The sequence below is a fragment of the Paenibacillus sp. cl123 genome (assembly GCF_900101595.1).
In the GTDB taxonomy this organism is placed as follows: Bacteria; Bacillota; Bacilli; order Paenibacillales; family NBRC-103111; genus Paenibacillus_G.
On the sequence record NZ_FMYY01000001.1, the window covers coordinates 516878 to 537195 of the forward strand.

The window sequence follows — 20318 nt, forward strand, 5'->3', positions numbered from 1 at the left end:
GGAGTAGATAGAAGTGGAGCATTTATCACATAAGCGAAAGCTGACGATTATGATCGCCATTATCGCGGCTATGTTCTTCGCTGCGATCAATCAGACGATCGTCAGCACGGCGATGCCTCGCATTATCGCGATTCTGGGCGGAATGGACTATTATACGTGGGTCATTACGATTTATATGCTGACCTCGACGATCGCGACCGTGCTTGTCGGTAAATTGTCTGACATTTATGGACGCAAGCCGTTTATTTTAGCGGGTATTGTATTTTTTATTATCGGGGCGTTTTTAAGCGGATTTGCCCGGGATATTTTTGACCTGATTACGTACCGGGGGATTCAAGGGGTAGGTGCGGGGATTATTATGTCCTGTGCGTTTACGGCAGTCGGAGACCTTTTTCCTCCGCGCGAGCGCGGCAAATGGACGGGAGTCATGATGGCCGTCTTCGGCTTCTCCAGCGTACTCGGTCCGACGCTTGGCGGCTGGATTGTCGATCATATGAGCTGGAAATGGGTGTTCTGGATTTTCCTGCCGATCGGGATCATCGCTTTCGTCCTGATCATGATCCTGTTCCCGAAGGTGGAGCGCAGAGCGTCGGAGAAAATCGACTACGCAGGCTCGTTGTTCCTGACGTTGACCATCGTGCCGCTGCTGCTCGGATTCTCCTGGGCCGGCACCAAATATGACTGGGGTTCTCAGCAAATTCTCGGCTTGTTCGGGGCGGCGCTGGTCAGTCTGATCATCTTTATCTGGGTTGAGTCCAAGGCGAAGAGTCCTGTTCTTCCCTTGTCGCTATTCCGCAATGGCATCATTACGATCTCCAACGTCATCGGCTTTCTGATGAACGCCGGCATGATGGGGGCCTTGATTTACCTGTCCTTCTTCGTTCAGGGCGTGCTTGGCATTGCTCCGACGTATTCGGGCTATGTCACGATGCCAATGTCGCTCAGTATGGTTGTCGTGAGCGCGGTAACCGGACGACTGATTACGAAGACCGGCAAATACAAGCGTTACGCGCTGATCGGGATGCCGGTCATGGTGCTGAGTATGGTCATGATGGCTTATATGAACAGCGTGTGGATGGCCGTGCTGAGCATGCTGATCTTTGGCTTCGGCCTTGGTCTCGGGATGCCGGTATTCTCCCTGACGGTGCAAAACGCCGCCAAGCCATCGGAGCTAGGGGTAGCTACAGCTTCCTCCCAGCTGTTCCGTAACCTCGGCGGGACGATCGGGATTGCCGTCATGGGAACTATCATGTCCTCTCGGCTCGTGAGCAATTTGAAGGCAACCCTGGCTTCTGGCGGCGGGGTGGACATCAGCAAGCTGGACCCGGCGGTCGCTTCCAAGCTGGCGGCGTTCCAGAATCCGGAGATGCTGCTGGATCAGCCTAGGCTTGCTGAGCTGCAGCGGACATTGCCCGCCGAAATTCAGCCGGTGCTGGCCAAGATGATCGATATGCTGCGCGACGCGCTCAGCTCATCGCTGACCACGGTGTTTCTCGCAGGCGCGGCTTTGCTGGTTGTCGCTATGGTGCTGACCTTCTTCCTGAAGGAAATCCCTCTGCGCACCTCCAATAAAATGAACGATGAGCCGGAGAAGTCCAAGGAAGACGGCAAGCTGGCAACATCGACGTCCCAAGTTTAAGCTAAATAAATAAGTTCGAAATCCCCTTGCCGACTGACCGGCACAGGGGATTTTTTGGCGTTGGGAGGGCTATGGAGGCGAGTCGCTGCTGTAACGGCCGATTCAACTCAGAAGGATGGCGATCTAAGCTAAGCTAGGCGTCTGCGATAGCAAATCGTATATTTTCCCCCATCCGCCGCCTCTCTAGAATCGGGTGAATAAACACGCGGTTTGCGACTGATTCGAGTGCCGCTCGCTGTTTCGGCTCCCAATCGGCTCACGGGCACTTACTTTACCGAACTTCCAGGCAAGCCCACGGGGCGCGTATGTTCAAGTCCGTGGGTTATTCCGTTACATAAGTTTGACGGTGGCCTTAATACGCGGATGTTTCAACCCATGGAACGCAGTAGGTTTACCTCCAAGCCGGCCCGCGGTACTTGGAGCAGGTAACGCGTCTGCGATTCGTGCTTTTAAGCCCGTGGGCGGTCTTAAATCACCCGCGAGTGAGCAATCGGCGGTGAATGTAGCTCCAAATGTCTCTATTGCGAATCGCTAGCCTCAAGCCTTCAATCCAATGACCATACGTTAGCGATGCGGTGATCAGCTAAGCAACACTAAATTTATACTGCGCCGTATAAGGCCGTTTGACTTCCCTAAAGCGATAAAGCGCAGTGAACCTTTGCTCTTCACAACAAAAACTACCCTCCAAACACAAATGTACTCCCTTGAAAGAACTCCGGTCCTGGAGTTTTTTCTTCTATGCAAAAACAAACAAACATGATAAACTCGAAATAAGCAAAAACAAAATAATTCAAACATAAAATCGGAGGTTTATCATGGTACAAAGTTTGTGGGAGAACGAGAAGGCATCGCAGCTTCAAGGCGGACTGGACGAGCTCGTCTACCGCTCCAACATCATCGGCTCGGACCGCCGGGTTTGCAACTGGGGCGGCGGCAATACATCCAGCAAGACGACGGTGAAGGATTTCCGCGGCCGCGACGTTGAAGTGATGTTCGTCAAAGGCAGCGGCTCCGATCTGGCTACGATGAAAGCCGGCAACTTTACGGGACTCCGAATGGAAGATATCCGCCCGCTGTTCGAGCGTCCGGAGATGTCCGACGAAGAAATGGTCGGCTACCTGGCTCACTGCATGATCGACGCCAAGCATCCGCGCGCTTCTATCGAGACTTTGCTGCATGCTTTTCTGCCGTTCAAGCATGTCGATCACACGCATCCGGATGCGATCATCAGCTTGTGCTGCGCAGATAACGGCCGCGAGCTGGCGAAGGAAATTTTCGGCGACCGCTTCGTATGGGTGCCTTATGTGCGTCCCGGCTTTACGTTGTCCAAGATGATCGCCGAAGGCGTGCTGTCCAATCCGAACGCCGAGCTGGTGCTGATGGAGAAGCACGGTCTGGTTACTTGGGGCGAGACGTCCGAAGCCTGCTATGCGCAAACGATCAAAATCATCAACGAAGCGGAAGCGTTCATCGAAGCGCGCGTCAACGAAGCGAAGCTGTTCGGCGGCGCTAAGTACGAAGCGCTCTCCGCCGAAGACCGCCGCAAGGTGGCTGCAGCTGTTATGCCGACAGTGCGCGGCGCCGTGAGCGACGCCAAGAAAATGATCCTGTCCTTTGACGATGCAGACGATGTGCTTGCGTTCGTGAACGGCCAAGATTCGCCGAAGCTGTCCCAAGTTGGCGCAGCCTGCCCGGATCATCTGGTCCACACGAAGGTTGTTCCGCTCTTCATCGACTGGGAGCCGAACGCCGAGGATATCGACGGCCTGAAGGCGAAGCTGAAGGAAGGCATCGCGGCTTATAAAGAGCAGTACAAAGCTTACTTCGACCGGAACAAAAACGAAGGCGACGTTATGTTCGAAGCGGCGCCGCGCGTGATCCTGATCCCGGGCGTAGGGATGATCAATACGGGCAAAAGCTGGGCGATGTCCCAGGTCAGCGGCGCACTGTACCATCGCGCGGTCGCGGTTATGCGCGGCGCAACGGCGCTCGGCAGCTTCGTCTCCCTGAGCGAAAACGAGTCGTACAACGTCGAGTACTGGCCGCTCGAGCTTTACAAGCTGACGCTTGCTCCGGCCGAAGCCGAATTCTCCCGCAAGGTTGCCTTTATCACCGGCGGCGCGGGCGGCATCGGCAGCGAAACGGCACGCCGTCTCGTCTCCGAAGGCGCGCATGTCGTGCTGGCCGACCTCAACCTGGAGGGCGCGCAGAAGGTTGCGGACGAGCTGAATGCGAAGTATGGAGACAACCGCGCCATTGCGGTTAAAATGGATGTGACAAGCGAAGAAGCGGTCGTCGCCGCTTATGCCGAGACGGCTATTGCTTACGGCGGTGTGGACATTATCGTCAACAACGCGGGACTTGCGACCTCCAGCCCGTTCGATGAGACGAGTCTGAAGGAATGGAACCTGAACATCAACGTGCTCGGCACAGGCTATTTCCTCGTAGCCCGCGAAGCGTTCAAGGTCATGAAGGAGCAGGCCATCGGCGGGAACATGGTATTTATCGGCTCCAAGAACTCCGTTTATGCCGGCAAAAACGCCTCCGCCTACAGCGCGGCCAAAGCGCTGGAAGCCCATCTGGCCCGCTGCATCGCGGCTGAGGGCGGGGAGTTCGGCATTCGCGTCAACACCGTATTGCCTGATGCGATTCTGCAAGGCTCCGCCATCTGGAACTCCAACTGGCGCAACGAACGCGCCGCCGCATACGGCATCGAGCCGGATCAGCTGGAGGAGTATTACCGCAAGCGGACGACGCTGCTTGTGAACATTTTCCCGCGCGATATCGCCGAAGGCATCGCCTTCTTCGCTTCCTCCAAGTCGGAGAAAACGACGGGCTGCATGCTGACGATCGATGGCGGCGTACCTGCGGCATTTACGCGCTAATTTCCGGGGGAGGGACACGAATATGGCGAAATACGAAGCAAGAGGCGCGACATACTGGGTCATCCCGGACGCGTATATTCCGGAGAAAAGCTCCGGCGAGCTGACGAGCCACGAGTCGGTCTGCGTGCTGAACACGGCATCCGAGGATGCGCAGCTGGCATTCACCATTTTCTTCGAGGATCGTGAGCCTATGGAGGATATCCCTTATACCGTCGAAGCCCGCCGTACGAAGCATATTCGCACTTCTTCATTGCTCAAGGAAGGGACGCCGATTCCGGTCGGCGTTCCTTACGCTATTGAGGTGCGAAGCAATATCCCGATCATCGTGCAGTACAGCCGTCTGGACTCGACGCAGGCCGAGAATGCGCTGATGTCGGTCGTAGCTTATCCGGTCAATTAATATACAGGTGAAGGGGAATCCCGATATGTCTTCAAGTATCGAAAGAAGCTATAACGAAGCCAAGGAGCTGTACGCCAAGCACGGCATCGATGTTGACCAGGCGCTGGAGCAGCTCGCGAAGATCAAGATTTCCATGCATTGCTGGCAAGGGGACGATGTCAAAGGCTTCCTGTTCCGGGATCAGGACCTGACCGGGGGCATCTCGGTGACGGGGAACTACCCGGGCGCCGCCAGAACGCCCGACGAGCTGCGCGCCGATCTGGAGAAAGCGTTCTCTTTGATCCCGGGCAAGCATAAGGTCAACCTGCATGCGATCTATGCGGATACGAACGAGAAGGTCGATCTCGACCAATTGGAGCCGAAGCATTTTGAAAATTGGGTGCAATGGGCCAAGGAGCAGGGGCTCGGTCTTGATTTCAACCCGACGCTGTTCTCCCATGAGAAATCGAGCGACGGCTTCACGCTGAGCCATCACGATGAGAGCATCCGCAAGTTCTGGATCGACCACTGCAAGGCTTCGCGCAAAATCAGCGCGTACTTCGGCGAACAGCTCGGCCAAACCTGCGTCACCAACGTCTGGATTCCGGATGGCTTCAAGGACGTTCCCGTGGACCGTCTCTCACCGAGAAAACGGCTGAAGGAATCGCTCGACGAAATTTTCGCGGAGGAGCTGAATCCGGCTTATCATCTGGATGCGGTTGAAAGCAAGCTGTTCGGCCTCGGCTCGGAGGCTTATGTCGTCGGCTCGCATGAATTTTATATGGGCTACGGCCTTCAGAACAACAAGCTGATCTGTCTGGACGCCGGACATTTCCACCCGACGGAGGTTATCTCGAACAAGCTGTCGAGCCTGGCCCTGTTTGCCGAAGGCATCCTGCTGCATGTCAGCCGTCCGATGCGCTGGGACAGCGATCACGTGGTCGTGCTGGACGACGAGCTGCTGGAGATCGGCAAGGAGCTGGTGCGCGGCGATCTGCTGGGCAAAACGCATATCGGTCTCGACTTCTTCGATGCGAGCATCAACCGCGTAGCCGCCTGGGTCATCGGGATGCGCAACACGATCAAGGCGCTGCTGCGCGCGCTGCTGGAGCCCGTGGAAGCGCTGAAGCAAGCGGAGCTGAGCGGCGATTATACGACCCGTCTCGCGCTGACCGAGGAATTCAAGTCGTATCCGTTCGGCGCGGTGTGGGATTATTATTGCGAGAAGCAGGGCGTGCCCGTGCGCGAGCGGTGGCTGGCCGAAGTGAAAGCTTACGAGCAGGAAGTTCTGCTGAAGCGCGGAAGGTGATCCCGTGACGACAATACTGGCCTATGATCTGGGAGCGAGCAGCGGCAGAGCGCTGCTTGGCCGTCTGACGGACCGCAGGATTGAAACGGAGGAGCTGCACCGCTTTCCGAATGATCCGGTGCAGGTGGGAGGACGGCTCCATTGGGATATTTTGCGCTTGTACCATGAGATCAAGCAGGGGCTGCTAAAGGCGAAGCACCGCGGCGCGAGCCCGGTGAGCCTGGCGATTGATTCGTGGGCTGTCGACTTCGGCCTGCTGGGTAAAAACGGCGAGCTGCTCGGCAATCCGTATCATTACCGCGACCTCCATACGGAAGGCGCGATGGAGCGGGTGTTCGCCGAGGCTATCGGCAAGGCGGAGCTGTTCGGCCGCACGGGCATCCAGTTCCTGCCGTTCAACACGATCTTCCAGCTGGCTGCGCTGAAGCGGGCCGATTCGCCGCTGCTGCGCGAGGCGGAAAGCTTCCTGATGATCCCGGATTTGCTGCGTTATTTCCTGACCGGCGAGAAGCTGAACGAGTTTTCGAATGCGACGACGACGCAGCTGTACAACCCGCTGCAGGGCGACTGGGACCGCGAGCTGCTGGCGAGGCTTGGGATTCCGGCCTCGTGGTTCGGCCGGATAGCTCAGCCGGGGGCATCCGCAGGCGAGCTGCTCGGCTCGGTCGGCGCGGAACTCGGCGTCGGCGCAATTCCGGTCATCGCCGTCGCGGAGCATGACACCGGCTCCGCGGTTGCCGCGGTGCCGGCGCTGGAGCGCTCGTTCGCCTACCTCAGCTGCGGCACCTGGTCGCTGATGGGGACCGAGGTCGACGCGCCGGTGCTGAGCGAGCAGGCGCTTGCCTACAACTTTACCAACGAAGGCGGCGTCGGCGGCACCTACCGGCTGTTGAAAAACATCATGGGCCTGTGGATCGTGCAGGAGCTGAAGCGCGAGTGGGAGCGCCAGGGACTGGATTATTCATTCCCTGAGCTGGTGCGGCTGGCCGGTCAGGCGCCGGCCTTCTCGGCCTGGATCGACCCTGACGATCCGCTGTTCATGGCGGCGGGCGATATGCGGGTGCGCGTCCGCGACTACTGCAGCCGGACCGGCCAGCGGGTGCCGGATCAGCCGGGTGAGGTTGTCCGTTGTGTTTTCGAAAGTCTGGCGTTAAAATACCGTTATGTGCTGGAGATGACGGAGAGCTTGTCCGGACAGCGGTTCAGCGGGCTGCACATGGTCGGCGGCGGTATTCAGAACGAGCTGCTCTGCCAGTGGTCGGCGAACGCGATCGGCAAGCCGGTCTGGGCCGGACCGGCCGAAGGCAGCGCGATCGGCAACCTGGTCGTCCAATGGATGGCCCAAGGCATATTCGCCGATATTTGGGAGGCCCGCCGCGCAGTCCGGGAATCGTTCCCGGTCAAGACATACGATCCGCAGGATAGCCTGGACTGGGAGGATGCCTACGGCCGGTTCAAGACGGTAACGGGGCTAGCCGGTCAGGCAACCGGCTAACTTGAAATAAACGAAGCCTGCAGGCCGGGGAGCCTGCAAGCCGATGAATTTACCAAACTTGCAAACTTACAGAATTTGCAGACTTGCAGAGAAATGATGGGAGAGGAAGCGCATGCTGGTAGCGGAAAGATACGAGATGATTGTCCAGCTGGTCAACGAACGGGGCAGCATCCGCGTCTCCGAGCTGAGCGAGCTGTGCGGCGTGACGGAGGAGACGATTCGGCGGGATCTGGACCGTCTGGAAGCGGCGGGGAGGCTGCGCCGTTCTCACGGAGGGGCTGTCAGCGTCAAGGAAACTCAAGCGGAGATTCCTTATTTCGAACGGGAGATCATGCACGCCGACGAGAAGCGGCGCATCGCCCAGGAGGCGATTCAGTGGATTCAGCCTCATGATCGTGTACTGCTGGATGCCAGCTCGACCGCTTGGTATATGGCTTCTTACTTGCCTGACATTCCGCTGACGGTTCTGACCAATTCCGTGAAGGTGATCAGCGAGCTTAGCGGCAAGGAGAAGATCGAGGTGATCTCCACCGGCGGCCGGCTGGCCAAACGTTCGTTGTCGTTCATCGGCCCGCTGGCCGAGCGTTCGCTGGACGCTTACCATGTCGACAAGCTGTTTTTGTCCTGCAAGGGAGTCCACCTGGAGCGCGGCATCAGCGAGTCCAATGAGCAGCAAGCGCTGGTCAAGCAGAAGATGGTCGGCATCGCCGAGCAGGTCATCCTGCTGGCCGACGCGAGCAAGTTTGGCGTGCGGTCGTTTACGCATGTAGCCGAGCTTGGCGTCGTGGATGCGATCATTACCGACCGCGGCGTCTCCGAGCAAACGGTTGCCGGGCTGCAGGACCGCGGGATGCGCGTATCGGTCGTATAAGCGAAGCGTTGTAGAAGGGACCGAGCCGGGTTTGCAGGCTTGGTCGTCTGAAGCCCTCTTGGATTCGAAACGAAGGATGGTCCTTCGTTCCGATCCGGGAGGGCTTTTTGCCGTATGGAGCCTGTCAAATGTCCGAATCCGAACCGATGGAGCAGAGACGGCGCGTTCGAAAAAAACGAAAAAATAATATTGTTGACACTTGTTATAACAGGCTATATTATTATAACCAGTTGGTGGATTTATCCTTTACGCTTGGTGCAGTAACAATCTTATTAAAGGGAAAGATGGATGACTTATGATGCTGGATGGTACGTTGCCGGTAACCCTGCAATACCAGTTGCGAAGTAAACTGCTTGAGAATATGGCGAACAAAATTTGGGCCCCGGGGTCCCAGATTCCGAGCGAGCGGGAATTATGCGATGAGTACGGCGTCAGCCGGATGACGGTCAGAGAAGTGCTCAAGGATCTCGTGCAGGAAGGCTATCTGGTTCGCAAGCAGGGCAAAGGTACATTTGTTGCAATTCCGAAGTTCGAGCATGAGTTTACAAGCACCTACAGCTTGTCGCAGGTGATTGAGAAGGTTGGCCTGCAGTCTTATTTTAAAGTTCTGAGCTTCAAGCTGGAGAAAGCGAGCGGTCATCTGCAGCAAGCACTGGGCCTATCTGCGGAAGAAAACGTGTATGAGCTGATTCGGCTGCGATACGTTAACGAGGAGCTGTTTGAATGCGAGCGGGCGTACGTCCCTGCTTCGCTGATGGAAGGCGTCACGGAGGAGCAATTGGACAGGGACGGCTTGTATCCGACGATTTTTAACCTCTCGGGGCTGATGGCCGACGAAGCGGAGGTGGAGGCGCAGGCAATCAATTGTCCGGCCGATGTGGCGAAATGGCTGCAGCTGAAGAAAAATGCGGCCGTCATGCACCTGACCAGGATCACCACGGCGCATAACCGGCGTATCGCTTACTGCGAGATCTACATCCGCAGCGAAACGTACAAGTACAGGTACAAGCAAACGCTGCGGAAGAAAGGGGTATACGAAGAACCCCAGCCATAAGCGGCGGGGAGGCGACGGATGTTCAGTCCGGCGCTTCCCGACCGGCCGCCTTTCGGCAACTTGGGATTCCGAAGCAGACGGGTTGCATGCCCGATGAGGCGTGAACGTGCGCAAGTCCATATTCACGCATATCCACTCTGCTGATTTCCCGCGTCTAATCGTCCCCGCATTAGTACTTCTCAGCGTTCAAGCTTTACGGATTTTCAGTGATTGGCATTTTAACCCGGCGCAGCTTGCAGGAATAGGGTCGATCCGGGGCAAAGGGGGGGGTTACCGGAAGAAGCAGGCAACAGGTTTTTAAATTCAGTTGTATGCGATTTCATGTTGGGGACAATCGGTAATTCAATCGCGAGGAGGTCTTGACATTGATAAAGAAAAAGATGATGTTGACTGCGGTACCTGTCATGATGCTTGCTTCATCGCTGCTCGGCGCATGCAGCGACGGCAAGCCGGCAGCGCCTGAACCGGCCAGTCCCGCTCCCGGAGCGACAGGCTCGGAGAGTGCGGGCAAAAAGACGACAGGAGGTTTCCCGATCGTCGACAAGCCGCTCACGCTCTCGGCGATGGTGCTGCTCAGCCCGGCTCAGCCGCCGAACTGGAATGACATTCTCATCTGGCAGGAATACGAGAAGATGACGGGCATACATATCGACTGGCAGGAATATTCGAGCACCGATATTACGGAAAAACGGAATCTCGCGCTCGCCAGCAACCAGCTTCCGGATATGTTCTACAGAACCAAGATGCCCGATAACGATGTCGACAAGTATGGCGCAGAGGGCTCCTTCCTGAAGCTGAACGATCTGATCGACCAGCACGCGCCGAACTTCAAGAAAATCATGGAGAAATACCCGGATGTGAAAAAAGGGATCGCCACGGCGGACGGCAGCATCTACGCTTTGCCGAATTTGACGGATTCTCCGAGCATCGAGATTACGAAGAAGCTGTTCTTGAATCAGGATTGGCTGAAACGCACGGGCAAGCCGATGCCGTCGACCATCGACGAGCTGTACGAGGTGCTGAAGGCATTCCGTCAAAACGATCCGAACGGCAACGGACAGGCCGACGAAATTCCGCTGACCTCCGACTCGCTCGAAGATATTATTCTCGTGCTCCGGGGCGCTTACGGTCTGGGCAACAAGGGCGTAGGCAACGGCAACTGGGATACCGACCCCGCCACCGGCAAGCTTCGCTTTTTCCCGATCAGCAACAGCTACAAAGAGCTGCTCGTCTTCCTGAACAAGCTTTATGCCGAGAAGCTGATGGATCAGGAAATCTTCACGAACAGCGGCACGAAGGTGCTGGCGAAAAATGGGCAAAATCAGGTCGGCGGCTTCTCCTTCAGCAACATCATCTCCAGAGCCAATACGAATGCGAACGACTATGCGGGACTGGACAAAGCGCTTGCTGGCCCAAGCGGCGAACGCCTGTTTACAAGCGCGCGGGGCCACTTGGCTTCCAAAGGCGCATTTATGATCAGCCGGTCCAACAAACATCCGGAGGAGACGATGCGCTGGATCGATTATTTCTACAGCGAGGAAGGCATCCGGATGCTGTACCTGGGCAAGGAAGGCGTGAGCTACGAGAAGGATGCGAAAGGCGGCTACGACTTTAAGCCGGAGATTGTGAACAATATCCCGTCCGGCTCGTCCTTCGATCAGGTCGTCTCCAAGTATGTTCCTTATGCGGGCGGCTCGCTGCCTACTTTGACGCTGGAGGACTATTTCAAGGGCGGGGAAACTCAGCCGTCGGCCAAGGACGCCGCAGAGAAGCTTCGGCCGTTCTTGCCGAAGGAGCTGTGGGCGCCGTTCAGCTTCACGAAGGATGAAGCCGACGAGAAGCAGGCATTGGAAGCGGATATCAACAGCCTCGTCAATCGCCGCACCGCCGAGTTCGTGCAAGGCAAGGTTTCGTTGAACGAATTCGATAAATACGTGGCCCAGATCGAGAAGATGGGTCTGCAAAGGCTGCAAGGCATCTATGAGAAGGCCTATGCCCGCTATCAGGGAAAGTAGACGGATTAAGGGGTGTTGACTTGACATGACAGCAGCTACGGAGAAGGCGGCCGGCAAAGGCTTGGTGCCTCGCTCGATACGCAAAAACTGGGATTTATACTTGCTTGTACTGCCGGTTGTCCTATATTTTCTGCTGATCAAATATTTGCCGATGTACGGCATTCAGCTTGCGTTCAAGGACTTCTCGGCAGCCAAAGGTTTTCTGGGCAGCGAATGGGTCGGGTTTAAGCACTTTATCCGCTTCTTCAGCAACTATCAGTTCTGGACGCTGATCCAAAATACGATCGGAATCAGCCTGCTCGAAATTATTTTCGGATTTCCGATTCCCATTCTCTTCGCCTTGTTCGTCAACGAGGTGCGGGTCAAATGGTTCAAGAAGACGGTGCAGTCCATCACCTTTATGCCGCATTTTTTGTCCACCGTTGTATTGGTCGGTATGGTTATGGCGTTTCTGTCCCCGACCACGGGCCTGGTCAACAATGTGATCCGATGGTTCGGTGAAGAGCCGATCTACTTTATGACCGAACCGGGGATGTTCAAGCCGATCTATGTGTTTTCGGGCGTCTGGCAGAACATGGGCTTCAGCTCCATCCTATATATCGCGGTGCTCGCGGGCATCGACAAGCATCTGTACGAAGCGGCGATGATCGACGGGGCCACCAAGCTGCAGCGTCTCCTACATATCGCGATCCCTTGCCTGATTCCGACGGCCACCATCATGCTGATCTTTCAGTTCGGTTCGATCATGGATATCGGCTTCGAGAAAATTTTTCTTATGCAAAACGAGCTCAATATCACTTCATCGAATGTCATTTCCACTTATGTGTATGAGATGGGGCTTCTCGGGTCGCAGTTCAGCTTCTCCTCGGCGGTGGGATTGTTTAACTCGGTCATCAATTTCGTGCTCATCGTGATCGTAAACCAGGCGGCCAAGCGAATTGGCGATACGAGTCTGTGGTAATGGAGGAAACCGCGCAATGGATTATGCCAAAAGTACAAGTGCAGGAGATCGTCTCTACGACATAGCGATCTACACGATTCTGACCGTCATCATGCTGGGAACGCTGTATCCGCTGATCTATATCGTGAGCGCTTCGCTGAGCGATCCGATGGCGATTGTGAAGGGCGAGCTGTGGCTGCTGCCGAAGGATATGACGCTGGATGCTTACCGCAAAGTGTTTGAGAATTCGGATATTCTGATGGGCTACCGCAACTCGCTGATTTATTTGGTAGCGGGAACGGCAATCAATTTGATCATGACGACGATGGGGGCTTATGCCCTGTCCCGTCAAGATTTGCGCGGACGTCATATCCTGGCCCTGATCTTTACCTTCACCCTGCTGTTTAACGGCGGTCTGATTCCGACCTATCTCGTGTTCAAAAATATGCTGGGGCTTTACAACAACCTGTGGGTGATGATTATTCCGAGCGCAGTCAGCGTGTGGAATCTGATTGTCATGCGGACGTATTTTCAAACCGCCATTCCTTATGAGCTGCAGGAGGCCGCCTTTATCGACGGCTGCAGCAATATCAAAACGTTGACGCGCATCGTGCTTCCGTTATCGATGCCGATCCTGGCGGTTATGACGATGTATTACGGCGTCGCGCACTGGAACTCGTATTTCACAGCGCTGATTTACTTGAATGATCATTGGCGGCTGCCGCTTCAGGTCGTGATCCGCAGCATCCTGATCCAGGAGAATATGTATGCGATGGCCGGGGGCGACGGCGAAAGCCTGGTGGAGCAGCTGCTGCTGGTGGAAGGGATGAAATACGCCGTCATCGTGGTGTCGAGTATTCCCATGCTGCTGCTGTATCCGCTCGTTCAGAGGCATTTTGTCAAAGGCGTCATGATAGGAGCCGTTAAGGGCTAACATTATACTTACGGATGGGTGAAACTAATGACAGAGAACATTTCCAACGAACAGGTCAGACAGCTGCCGCTCGTCAGCGAAGGAAAAACGGCTACGGCGGAAAGCGAGCTTGAAGGCTTCGAAGCCGGCAAAGCCATCGACGGACGGCCAGATACGAGCTGGGCGGGCGCGCCATACTATCAGTGGTGGAAGCTGGACCTGCATCAGGCTTGCCTGATCGAGCAGATCCGTCTGGAGACGGAATCGGGAGAAGGCGGGCATTATTCGCTGTACTTCATCGAGGCGAGCATGGATGATCTGAACTGGACGACGGTGGCCGAGAAAACGGCGGAATCCCCTTCGCAGCCCGGCGGGAAGCGGTACGACTTGTCGATCGAGGCTCGTTATCTCAAGGTGACGATCACGTACAGCTCTTCCGGCGATACGGCGGCTATCCGCCGCTTCGAGGCTTATGGACAACCGGCCGCCGAGCCGGCATCCCCTCCGCGCCATCCGGCATCCGGCAAGATCAGAGCAGCGGATTGCGATGAGCAGCGCGGGTTTGCCTTGCAGGAAGTCGATGAGCTGGAGAACGGCCGCATCGACCGGGTGCTGGTCAGCGGGGAGGCCGGAAGTTATGTGGCCTTCCGCGGGCTGGACTTTACGGAATCCGGCGTCGATCAGCTGCGGGGCGAATTCGGATTCACGAATCTTGACAAGGAGAAGAAGGTGAGGCTGGAGGTCAGAGTAGACGGTCTTCAGGGAGAGAAGATCGGGGAGCTCGTCTTATTCAAGCAGTGGAAGCGCTGGTCCATTCTCGGCGGGAAGCTGGAGCATGCGGACCGGTCGCTGCTGACCGGCATGCATGATGTGTACCTGATCATCAAGGAAGCGGCGCCCGAGCAGAGCCTGATGATTCACTGGATCGCCGCCGTCCGCAAATCGCCCCTGCCTGCGCCGAAGCCGCGTTCTCGGGCGCTGCCGGCTCCCGCAGATGGCGAATACCGCATTTACTTCGGCAATTTACACAGTCATACCGCCTTCTCGGACGGGATCGGCACTCCCGAATATGCGTATGATTACGCGCGTTATACGGCCGGACTCGATTTCCTCGCCATCACGGAGCATAGCAATCTGTACGACCATTACCTGGATTGGGATCGGAGCCGCAAGTGGGCCGATATTCAGCGGATGGCCGACAAGAAAACCGAGGACGGGGCGTTTCTGGCGCTGTTCGGCGCGGAGACGACCTGGTACAACCAGTTCGGCCATATGAATACGTACAACATGGATTGCTTCATCAACACCTACGAGACGGACTTCAACGATATTCCTCATTACTATAATACGGTCAAGCAATACCCCGATTCGATCCATCAATGGAATCATCCGTGGTCCTGCGGCAACCGCCATCTGGACGGCTTCGATCCATATGACGCCGAGCTGGATGAGGTGCTGCATTTGGTTGAGATCAAGCCGGCGGAATCGAGCGAGCTTGGCGGTCTTTATTATTATGTGCTGGCACTCGATAAAGGCTGGCATATCGCTCCCGCAGGCAATCAGGACAATCATCACGGACAATGGGGGACGGAAAATACGCTGCGGACCGCCGTGCTGGTCGACAAGCTGACGAGAGAGGATTTCTTCGATGCGGTCCGGCATCAGCGCGTTTACTTTACTTCGGCGCTGCACTTGAAGGTGTGGTTCCGTGTGAACGGAGCCATCATGGGCTCGCGCATCCGCCGGACCGATACGCTTCAATTCGACATCAAAGCGCTGTACGGAGCCGAGACCGGCGGACGAATCGTCAAAGCGGAGATTATCGGCGAGCAGGGAAGGGTTGTGCATACGTTCGAGCATGAGGGCGCCGAACTGGAGTGGAAGGTCGAGCTTCCGTGCGAGGACCGGTATTATTTCGTAAAAGTGTATCAGCATGACGATGAATTTGCGGCAACAGCTCCTATATGGATAGAAGAGGCATAATGAAATGAAGCGCAGGATGGACTGAAGCCTGAAAGTTAAAATCCAATCCCCTTACGCCCAATGGAGGTGCGCTATGAAACTTTCGAAACGATTGGTTCATGTGTCTTTATCTTGGATGCTGGTGCTGGCGGTGATGCTGGGCCTATGGATGCCTCAAGCAGCCTCGGCAACCGCTCTGACCGTTACGCCGATCCATACGGCAGCGGACCTGGAGCTTATTCGCAGCAATCCGAGCGGTAATTTCAAGCTGATGGCGGATATTACGCTGACCGGTTCATTTACGCCGATCAGCAGCTTAACCGGCACGCTGGACGGCAACGGGCATATCATCTCCGGGTTGACGATTACAGCGAGCGCCACCCAGCCGAAGGCGGCATTTATCGTCGAGAACAAAGGGACTATCGAGAAAATCGGCTTCACGGGCGTAAACATCACCGGACTTAGCACCGACTCCACGTATTGGGCCGGCGGGATTGTTGGCTGGAACCGCGGGACGATCCAGGAGAGCTTCGTCACCGGTTCGGTCAAGGGCGGATACCGGAGCGCAGGCATCGCCGTTACGAATTACAGTCAGATAAAAAATGTGTATTCGGTCGCTACGGTACAGGCTGCCTACGAAAGCGCAGCCCTGGTTGCCGTATCGGAAACCGGGTCGATGCTGGAATCCTCTTATGCGGTGCCGGCAGTAAGTTCGGCGGATAAAAATACGGGCGGAATTGCCGCCTATGCGTATACGAACGCGACGATCCGAAACAACGCTCTGCTCGCAGGAACGGTTGCAAACGGCAGCGGCTTGATGATCGCGCGGATCACGGGCCGGGTCAACGGAACGCCGGTGTTTCAGAATAATATCGCCTCGGCGAATGCGCTGGTGCAGGGTGCGGCCGTCACAGGCGGCACATCCGCCGATAACCAGGGACTTACGGTAACGGACAGCGCCTTGCAGCTTCAGACGACCTATGAGGACACGCTGGGCTGGAATTTCTATTCCGTATGGGAGATGAGCGCAGTCCTTGGCCATCCGATCCTCCGTAATGTACAGGAGCGCAAAGATACCGAGATTGCCACGGCGGCCGATCTGGCGCTGATCCGCAGCAACCCTGGCGGCGACTTCAAGCTGACGGCGGATATAACGCTGACCGGGCTGTTTACGCCGATCAGCAGCTTCACCGGCACGTTGGACGGCAACGGGCATACGATCTCAGGCTTGACGATTACGGCGAGTGCCAGCCAGCCGAAGGCGGCATTTATCGTCGAGAACAAGGGCATTATCGAGAAAATCGGATTTGTCGATGCGGCTATTGTAGGCAGCAGCGCGGACGCCAGTCACTGGGCCGGCGGCATTACGGCCATGAACCGGGGCACGATCAAGGAAAGCTTTGTCACCGGCGTCGTAACGGGCGGAGCGCGAAGCGCAGCTATCGCGGTTTACAACTATAATCTGATCCGCAACTGTTACTCGGATGCGATTGTGAAAGCGAAGGTAGAAAGCGGAGGGCTGGTTGCCGTATCGGAAGGCGGCTCGGTGCTGGAGAAATCCTACGCGGTACCCGATGTGAATTCGAAGGAAAACAACACCGGCGGCATCTCGGCATACGCGTATACGAATGCAACGATTCGCGATAACGCGCTGCTGGCGGGGACGATTACGAATGCCGCCGGCAGCAACATCGGGAGAATTACGGGCCGGGTCAACGGGACGCCGGTGTTCCAGAACAATATGGCCTCGGCGGGTGCGCTGGTCCAGGGCGTCGCCGCTACCGGCGGAACGTCTTCCAATAAACAGGGCCTCACGGTTACGGATAACGCCTTGCAGCTGCAGTCCACCTATCAGAATACGCTGGGCTGGGATTTTACATCTGTCTGGAAGATGAGTTCGAGCTCGTCCCGCCCCGTTCTGAAGGCTTTCGCAGCGGAGCCGTCGACCCAGCCTTACGGGATCGTATTCCGGGCTTACCGGGACAACACGGATGTGCTGTCGAGCGGCGTGACGCACAGGCAGATGGACTTCATAGACGGCAGCGGCAACATTCAGAAGGCGAATATTATTGATGTTGACTTGAGCTTGCCGCAAAATAAAATCATGGTCGGCGTGAAAAACAATGTGGTTCCGCCAACCGATGCGAACGGCAACTATATCCGCACCGTGGACCAGGACGGCCATGATGTGATCAAGGGGAATGTAGCGGTTCAGGCGGCTACTACCGTATTGCCGGGCAAGAAGGTGGTAGCGGGCGTGAACGGGGAGTTTTACACGGAGCAAGGGCCGGAAGGCTATATGATCAAGGACGGGTCATCCATCATTAATGGGGTTCGGGTGCCGGGCGTCGACGGCAAAAATTATCCGTTCCACGGCTTTCTCGGTATCCGTAACGATGGAACCGCGATGATCGGTAATTACGGCATCGACTGGCAGCAGCATAAAACGAATTTGTTCCAGGCTTCGGGCGGACAATTCTGGATGGTCAAGAACGGGACGGTTCAGGACTTTAACGGTTTGGTAATCTCGGATACGAACCATCCGGATTATGACAACGAGACTTACTACCGGCACAAGGACCGGCATCCCCGGACGGCAGCGGGCATCCGCAGCAATGGCAGCGTGTTTTTTGTGGTCGTTGACGGGCGCGGAGCGAATGACTCGACAGGATTTTATATAGAAGAGCTGGGTCAGTACATGAAAGAGCTGGGAGCCTACCAGGCGCTGAACATGGATGGAGGCGGCTCTTCTACGGCGGTCACGTACAATTCTTCGCAGAATCAGTATGAGATCCGCAATACGCCGATCAATAAAGTGAACGGGGTCAATACGCCGGGCGCTCCCCGGGACGTATTTTCATCCCTGCTGGTCGTAGTCGACCAGCCTTAGAAATCCGGTGAAGGCGAGGCTGGAGAGCCGACGGCGAGTTCCGATTATCCCTGGATGGAGATGACACGGTTGAATACGGGGCTTGAACAATTTATAGTCCAACAGGTAGATCAATACGAAACGTATGTTCGTATAATTCTTAGTGCGGCACTCGGCTTTATGGTCGGCTGGGATCGCGAAGCCAAGAGCAAGCCTGCCGGCTTGAAAACGTACATGTACGTTTGCGTGGCTTGCTCGCTTATCACTCTGATCTCTATTCACAGCGCAGGGAAGTTCAGCGCGCTCCATCCGAATACGATGATGGACCCTATGCGGCTGGCCGCCCAGATCGTGACCGGGCTTGGATTTCTCGGAGCAGGGGTCATTCTCAAGGACGGCTTGAAGGTCAAGGGCTTGACTTCGGCGGCCATGATTTTGTTCGTGGGCGGCGTCGGGATCGGCATCGGCGCGGGATTTTACGGCATTGTTATCTTTACGGTTATTCTTTGTATGGCAGTTGCGAGGATGGCGAACCGGCTTGAGCAGCAAAGGCACAAGAAGCTGCAAAGCACCGGCGATACCGTCCGGGCGGAAAACCCGCTATAAATCCGAGGGAGCCCGAGCTCCTGCAAGCATTGGCAGCAGGCAAGACAATGAAAGCCCTGCAAGGCGTATCTCGCCGTGCAGGGCTTTTTGACGCTGTTATGTGCTTGCGCACGTCTGCATATCGGCATAAAGGTGACGGACCTTGCGCAACGGCGATTCTATTTGTAAGATGAGAAGAGATTATACAGTCAGTTAGGAGGAATCATCATGTCCTTATCATCACAGCGCATGCTTCTCTATATCGGTTCTTATGCGGAAGCGGGCGGTCCCGGCGTCTATGCGGCCGAGCTGGATCAGCAGACGGGAGAGCTGAGACTGCTCAGCGAAGCGTCGGGGCTGAACAATCCGACGTTTCTGAACGTCGACTCCGCCGCGAACCGGCTCTATGCGATCGCCGACGCGGTCGACGAGACCGGACGCAAGCGGGCGCAGGTTGTGGCGTTCGCAACGGATGCAGCCGCGGGGACGATGCAGGAGCTGAACCGGGCGTTTACCTCGCCGGACCCGACTTGCCACATTCAGCGGAATGAACGGGAAAACTACCTGATTCAGGTCAGCTATCACGGCGGGCATGTAGCCTTGATCAGCTTGACGGAGGATGGCCGGGTAGGCGAGCTGCTTGATCTCAGCCAGCATACGGGCCATAGCGTGCATCCCGATCGGCAGGACAGGCCTCATCCGCATTCGGCTTTCTTTAGTCCGGACGGCCGTTTCTTGCTCGTCCCGGATCTCGGACTTGATCTGGTACGCATCTACAAGGTGGACGCCGGGAACGGCAAACTTCAGGTGCATGCGGACGCTTCGGTTCACCCGGGGGCGGGACCGCGTCATCTGGCGTTCCGGCCGGACGGCCGCTTTGCCTATGTCATCAATGAGCTGGACTCCACCATTGTCGCCTTCCGGTATGACGCCGAAGCGGGGCAATTGCATACGGTCCAGCAAATATCGACGCTGCCCGCAGGCTTTGCCGGAGAGAACAGCTGCGCGGAGATTGCCGTCTCCGAGGACGGCCGGTTCGTCTATGGCTCCAACCGAGGACATGACAGCATCGCTGTATTCGCGGCCGATCCCGCGAGCGGCGAGCTTGCCTTGATCGAGCATGTATCGACGCAGGGCAAACACCCCCGCCACTTCGCCTTGACGCCGGGAGGCCGCTTCCTGGTCGCGGCTAACCGCGATACGGATAATGTGGTCTCCTATCATGTCGATCCGGCGACGGGAAAACTGGCGGCGACCGGACATATGCTCACGTTGTCCAAGCCGGTATGCGTGAAGCCGCTGGCGACGGAAGCCTAGCTTAGCCGCCGCGGTCTCCGGCGGATGCTTCCGTTGGCCGGAGCAAGCCATGCGGGCGCCCTCCCGGGAAAAAGCCCGGTCAGAC

The 20318-nt window shown here is 56.5% G+C and carries 14 protein-coding genes; all 14 read left to right on the forward strand.

Annotated features, from left to right (window positions below; all coding sequences use genetic code 11):
- Positions 1–13 precede the first annotated feature (13 nt).
- Positions 14–1639 carry an MDR family MFS transporter gene (locus BLR08_RS02240; RefSeq protein WP_072327991.1) on the forward strand — a complete coding sequence of 542 codons (1626 nt, stop codon included), beginning with the start codon at positions 14–16 and terminating at the stop codon, positions 1637–1639.
- 815 nt (positions 1640–2454) lie between these two features.
- Entirely contained in the window at positions 2455–4524 is a 2070-nt protein-coding gene (locus BLR08_RS02245) for a bifunctional aldolase/short-chain dehydrogenase (protein WP_072327992.1), read from the forward strand.
- A gap of 22 nt (positions 4525–4546) precedes the next feature.
- Positions 4547–4924 carry a sensory rhodopsin transducer gene (locus BLR08_RS02250; protein ID WP_072327993.1) on the forward strand — a complete coding sequence of 126 codons (378 nt, stop codon included), beginning with the start codon at positions 4547–4549 and terminating at the stop codon, positions 4922–4924.
- A gap of 25 nt (positions 4925–4949) precedes the next feature.
- A complete protein-coding gene (gene rhaA, locus BLR08_RS02255; RefSeq protein ID WP_072327994.1) occupies positions 4950–6212 on the forward strand; it encodes an L-rhamnose isomerase in 1263 nt (420 codons plus the stop codon).
- A gap of 4 nt (positions 6213–6216) precedes the next feature.
- The gene (locus BLR08_RS02260) at positions 6217–7707 is read left to right on the forward strand and encodes a rhamnulokinase (protein WP_072327995.1); all 1491 of its coding nucleotides are present in this window, start codon (positions 6217–6219) and stop codon (positions 7705–7707) included.
- Positions 7708–7819: 112 nt separating this feature from the next.
- Positions 7820–8578, forward strand: coding sequence for a DeoR/GlpR family DNA-binding transcription regulator (locus BLR08_RS02265; RefSeq protein WP_072327996.1), 759 nt, complete (start codon positions 7820–7822; stop codon positions 8576–8578).
- Positions 8579–8873: 295 nt separating this feature from the next.
- Positions 8874–9632, forward strand: a complete 759-nt coding sequence (locus BLR08_RS02270) for a GntR family transcriptional regulator (RefSeq protein ID WP_256257379.1) — start codon at positions 8874–8876, stop codon at positions 9630–9632.
- Positions 9633–9997: 365 nt separating this feature from the next.
- On the forward strand, positions 9998–11647 hold the full coding sequence (locus BLR08_RS02275; RefSeq protein WP_083536672.1) for an extracellular solute-binding protein: 1650 nt from the start codon (positions 9998–10000) through the stop codon (positions 11645–11647).
- 25 nt (positions 11648–11672) lie between these two features.
- Entirely contained in the window at positions 11673–12608 is a 936-nt protein-coding gene (locus BLR08_RS02280; RefSeq protein WP_072327997.1) for an ABC transporter permease, read from the forward strand.
- A gap of 16 nt (positions 12609–12624) precedes the next feature.
- Positions 12625–13521, forward strand: coding sequence for a carbohydrate ABC transporter permease (locus tag BLR08_RS02285; RefSeq protein ID WP_072327998.1), 897 nt, complete (start codon positions 12625–12627; stop codon positions 13519–13521).
- Positions 13522–13548: 27 nt separating this feature from the next.
- A complete protein-coding gene (locus BLR08_RS02290) occupies positions 13549–15483 on the forward strand; it encodes a CehA/McbA family metallohydrolase (protein WP_072327999.1) in 1935 nt (644 codons plus the stop codon).
- A 73-nt stretch (positions 15484–15556) separates the two neighbouring features.
- Positions 15557–18352, forward strand: a complete 2796-nt coding sequence (locus BLR08_RS02295) for a phosphodiester glycosidase family protein (protein ID WP_072328000.1) — start codon at positions 15557–15559, stop codon at positions 18350–18352.
- A 60-nt stretch (positions 18353–18412) separates the two neighbouring features.
- Complete coding sequence (locus BLR08_RS02300; RefSeq protein WP_072328359.1) at positions 18413–18937, forward strand: MgtC/SapB family protein; 525 nt, start codon at positions 18413–18415, stop codon at positions 18935–18937.
- A gap of 207 nt (positions 18938–19144) precedes the next feature.
- Complete coding sequence (locus BLR08_RS02305; RefSeq protein WP_072328001.1) at positions 19145–20233, forward strand: lactonase family protein; 1089 nt, start codon at positions 19145–19147, stop codon at positions 20231–20233.
- Positions 20234–20318 lie beyond the last annotated feature (85 nt).

Excerpts from the sequence above, each read along its gene's own strand:
- BLR08_RS02245 (WP_072327992.1), top strand. The coding sequence starts at position 2,455 with ATGGTACAAAGTTTGTGGGAGAACGAGAAGGCATCGCAGCTTCAAGGC.
- BLR08_RS02250 (WP_072327993.1), top strand. The coding sequence starts at position 4,547 with ATGGCGAAATACGAAGCAAGAGGCGCGACATACTGGGTCATCCCGGAC.
- rhaA (WP_072327994.1), top strand. The coding sequence starts at position 4,950 with ATGTCTTCAAGTATCGAAAGAAGCTATAACGAAGCCAAGGAGCTGTAC.
- BLR08_RS02265 (WP_072327996.1), top strand. The coding sequence starts at position 7,820 with ATGCTGGTAGCGGAAAGATACGAGATGATTGTCCAGCTGGTCAACGAA.
- BLR08_RS02270 (WP_256257379.1), top strand. The coding sequence starts at position 8,874 with ATGATGCTGGATGGTACGTTGCCGGTAACCCTGCAATACCAGTTGCGA.
- BLR08_RS02280 (WP_072327997.1), top strand. The coding sequence starts at position 11,673 with ATGACAGCAGCTACGGAGAAGGCGGCCGGCAAAGGCTTGGTGCCTCGC.
- BLR08_RS02285 (WP_072327998.1), top strand. The coding sequence starts at position 12,625 with ATGGATTATGCCAAAAGTACAAGTGCAGGAGATCGTCTCTACGACATA.
- BLR08_RS02290 (WP_072327999.1), top strand. The coding sequence starts at position 13,549 with ATGACAGAGAACATTTCCAACGAACAGGTCAGACAGCTGCCGCTCGTC.
- BLR08_RS02295 (WP_072328000.1), top strand. The coding sequence starts at position 15,557 with ATGAAACTTTCGAAACGATTGGTTCATGTGTCTTTATCTTGGATGCTG.
- BLR08_RS02300 (WP_072328359.1), top strand. The coding sequence starts at position 18,413 with ATGACACGGTTGAATACGGGGCTTGAACAATTTATAGTCCAACAGGTA.
- BLR08_RS02305 (WP_072328001.1), top strand. The coding sequence starts at position 19,145 with ATGTCCTTATCATCACAGCGCATGCTTCTCTATATCGGTTCTTATGCG.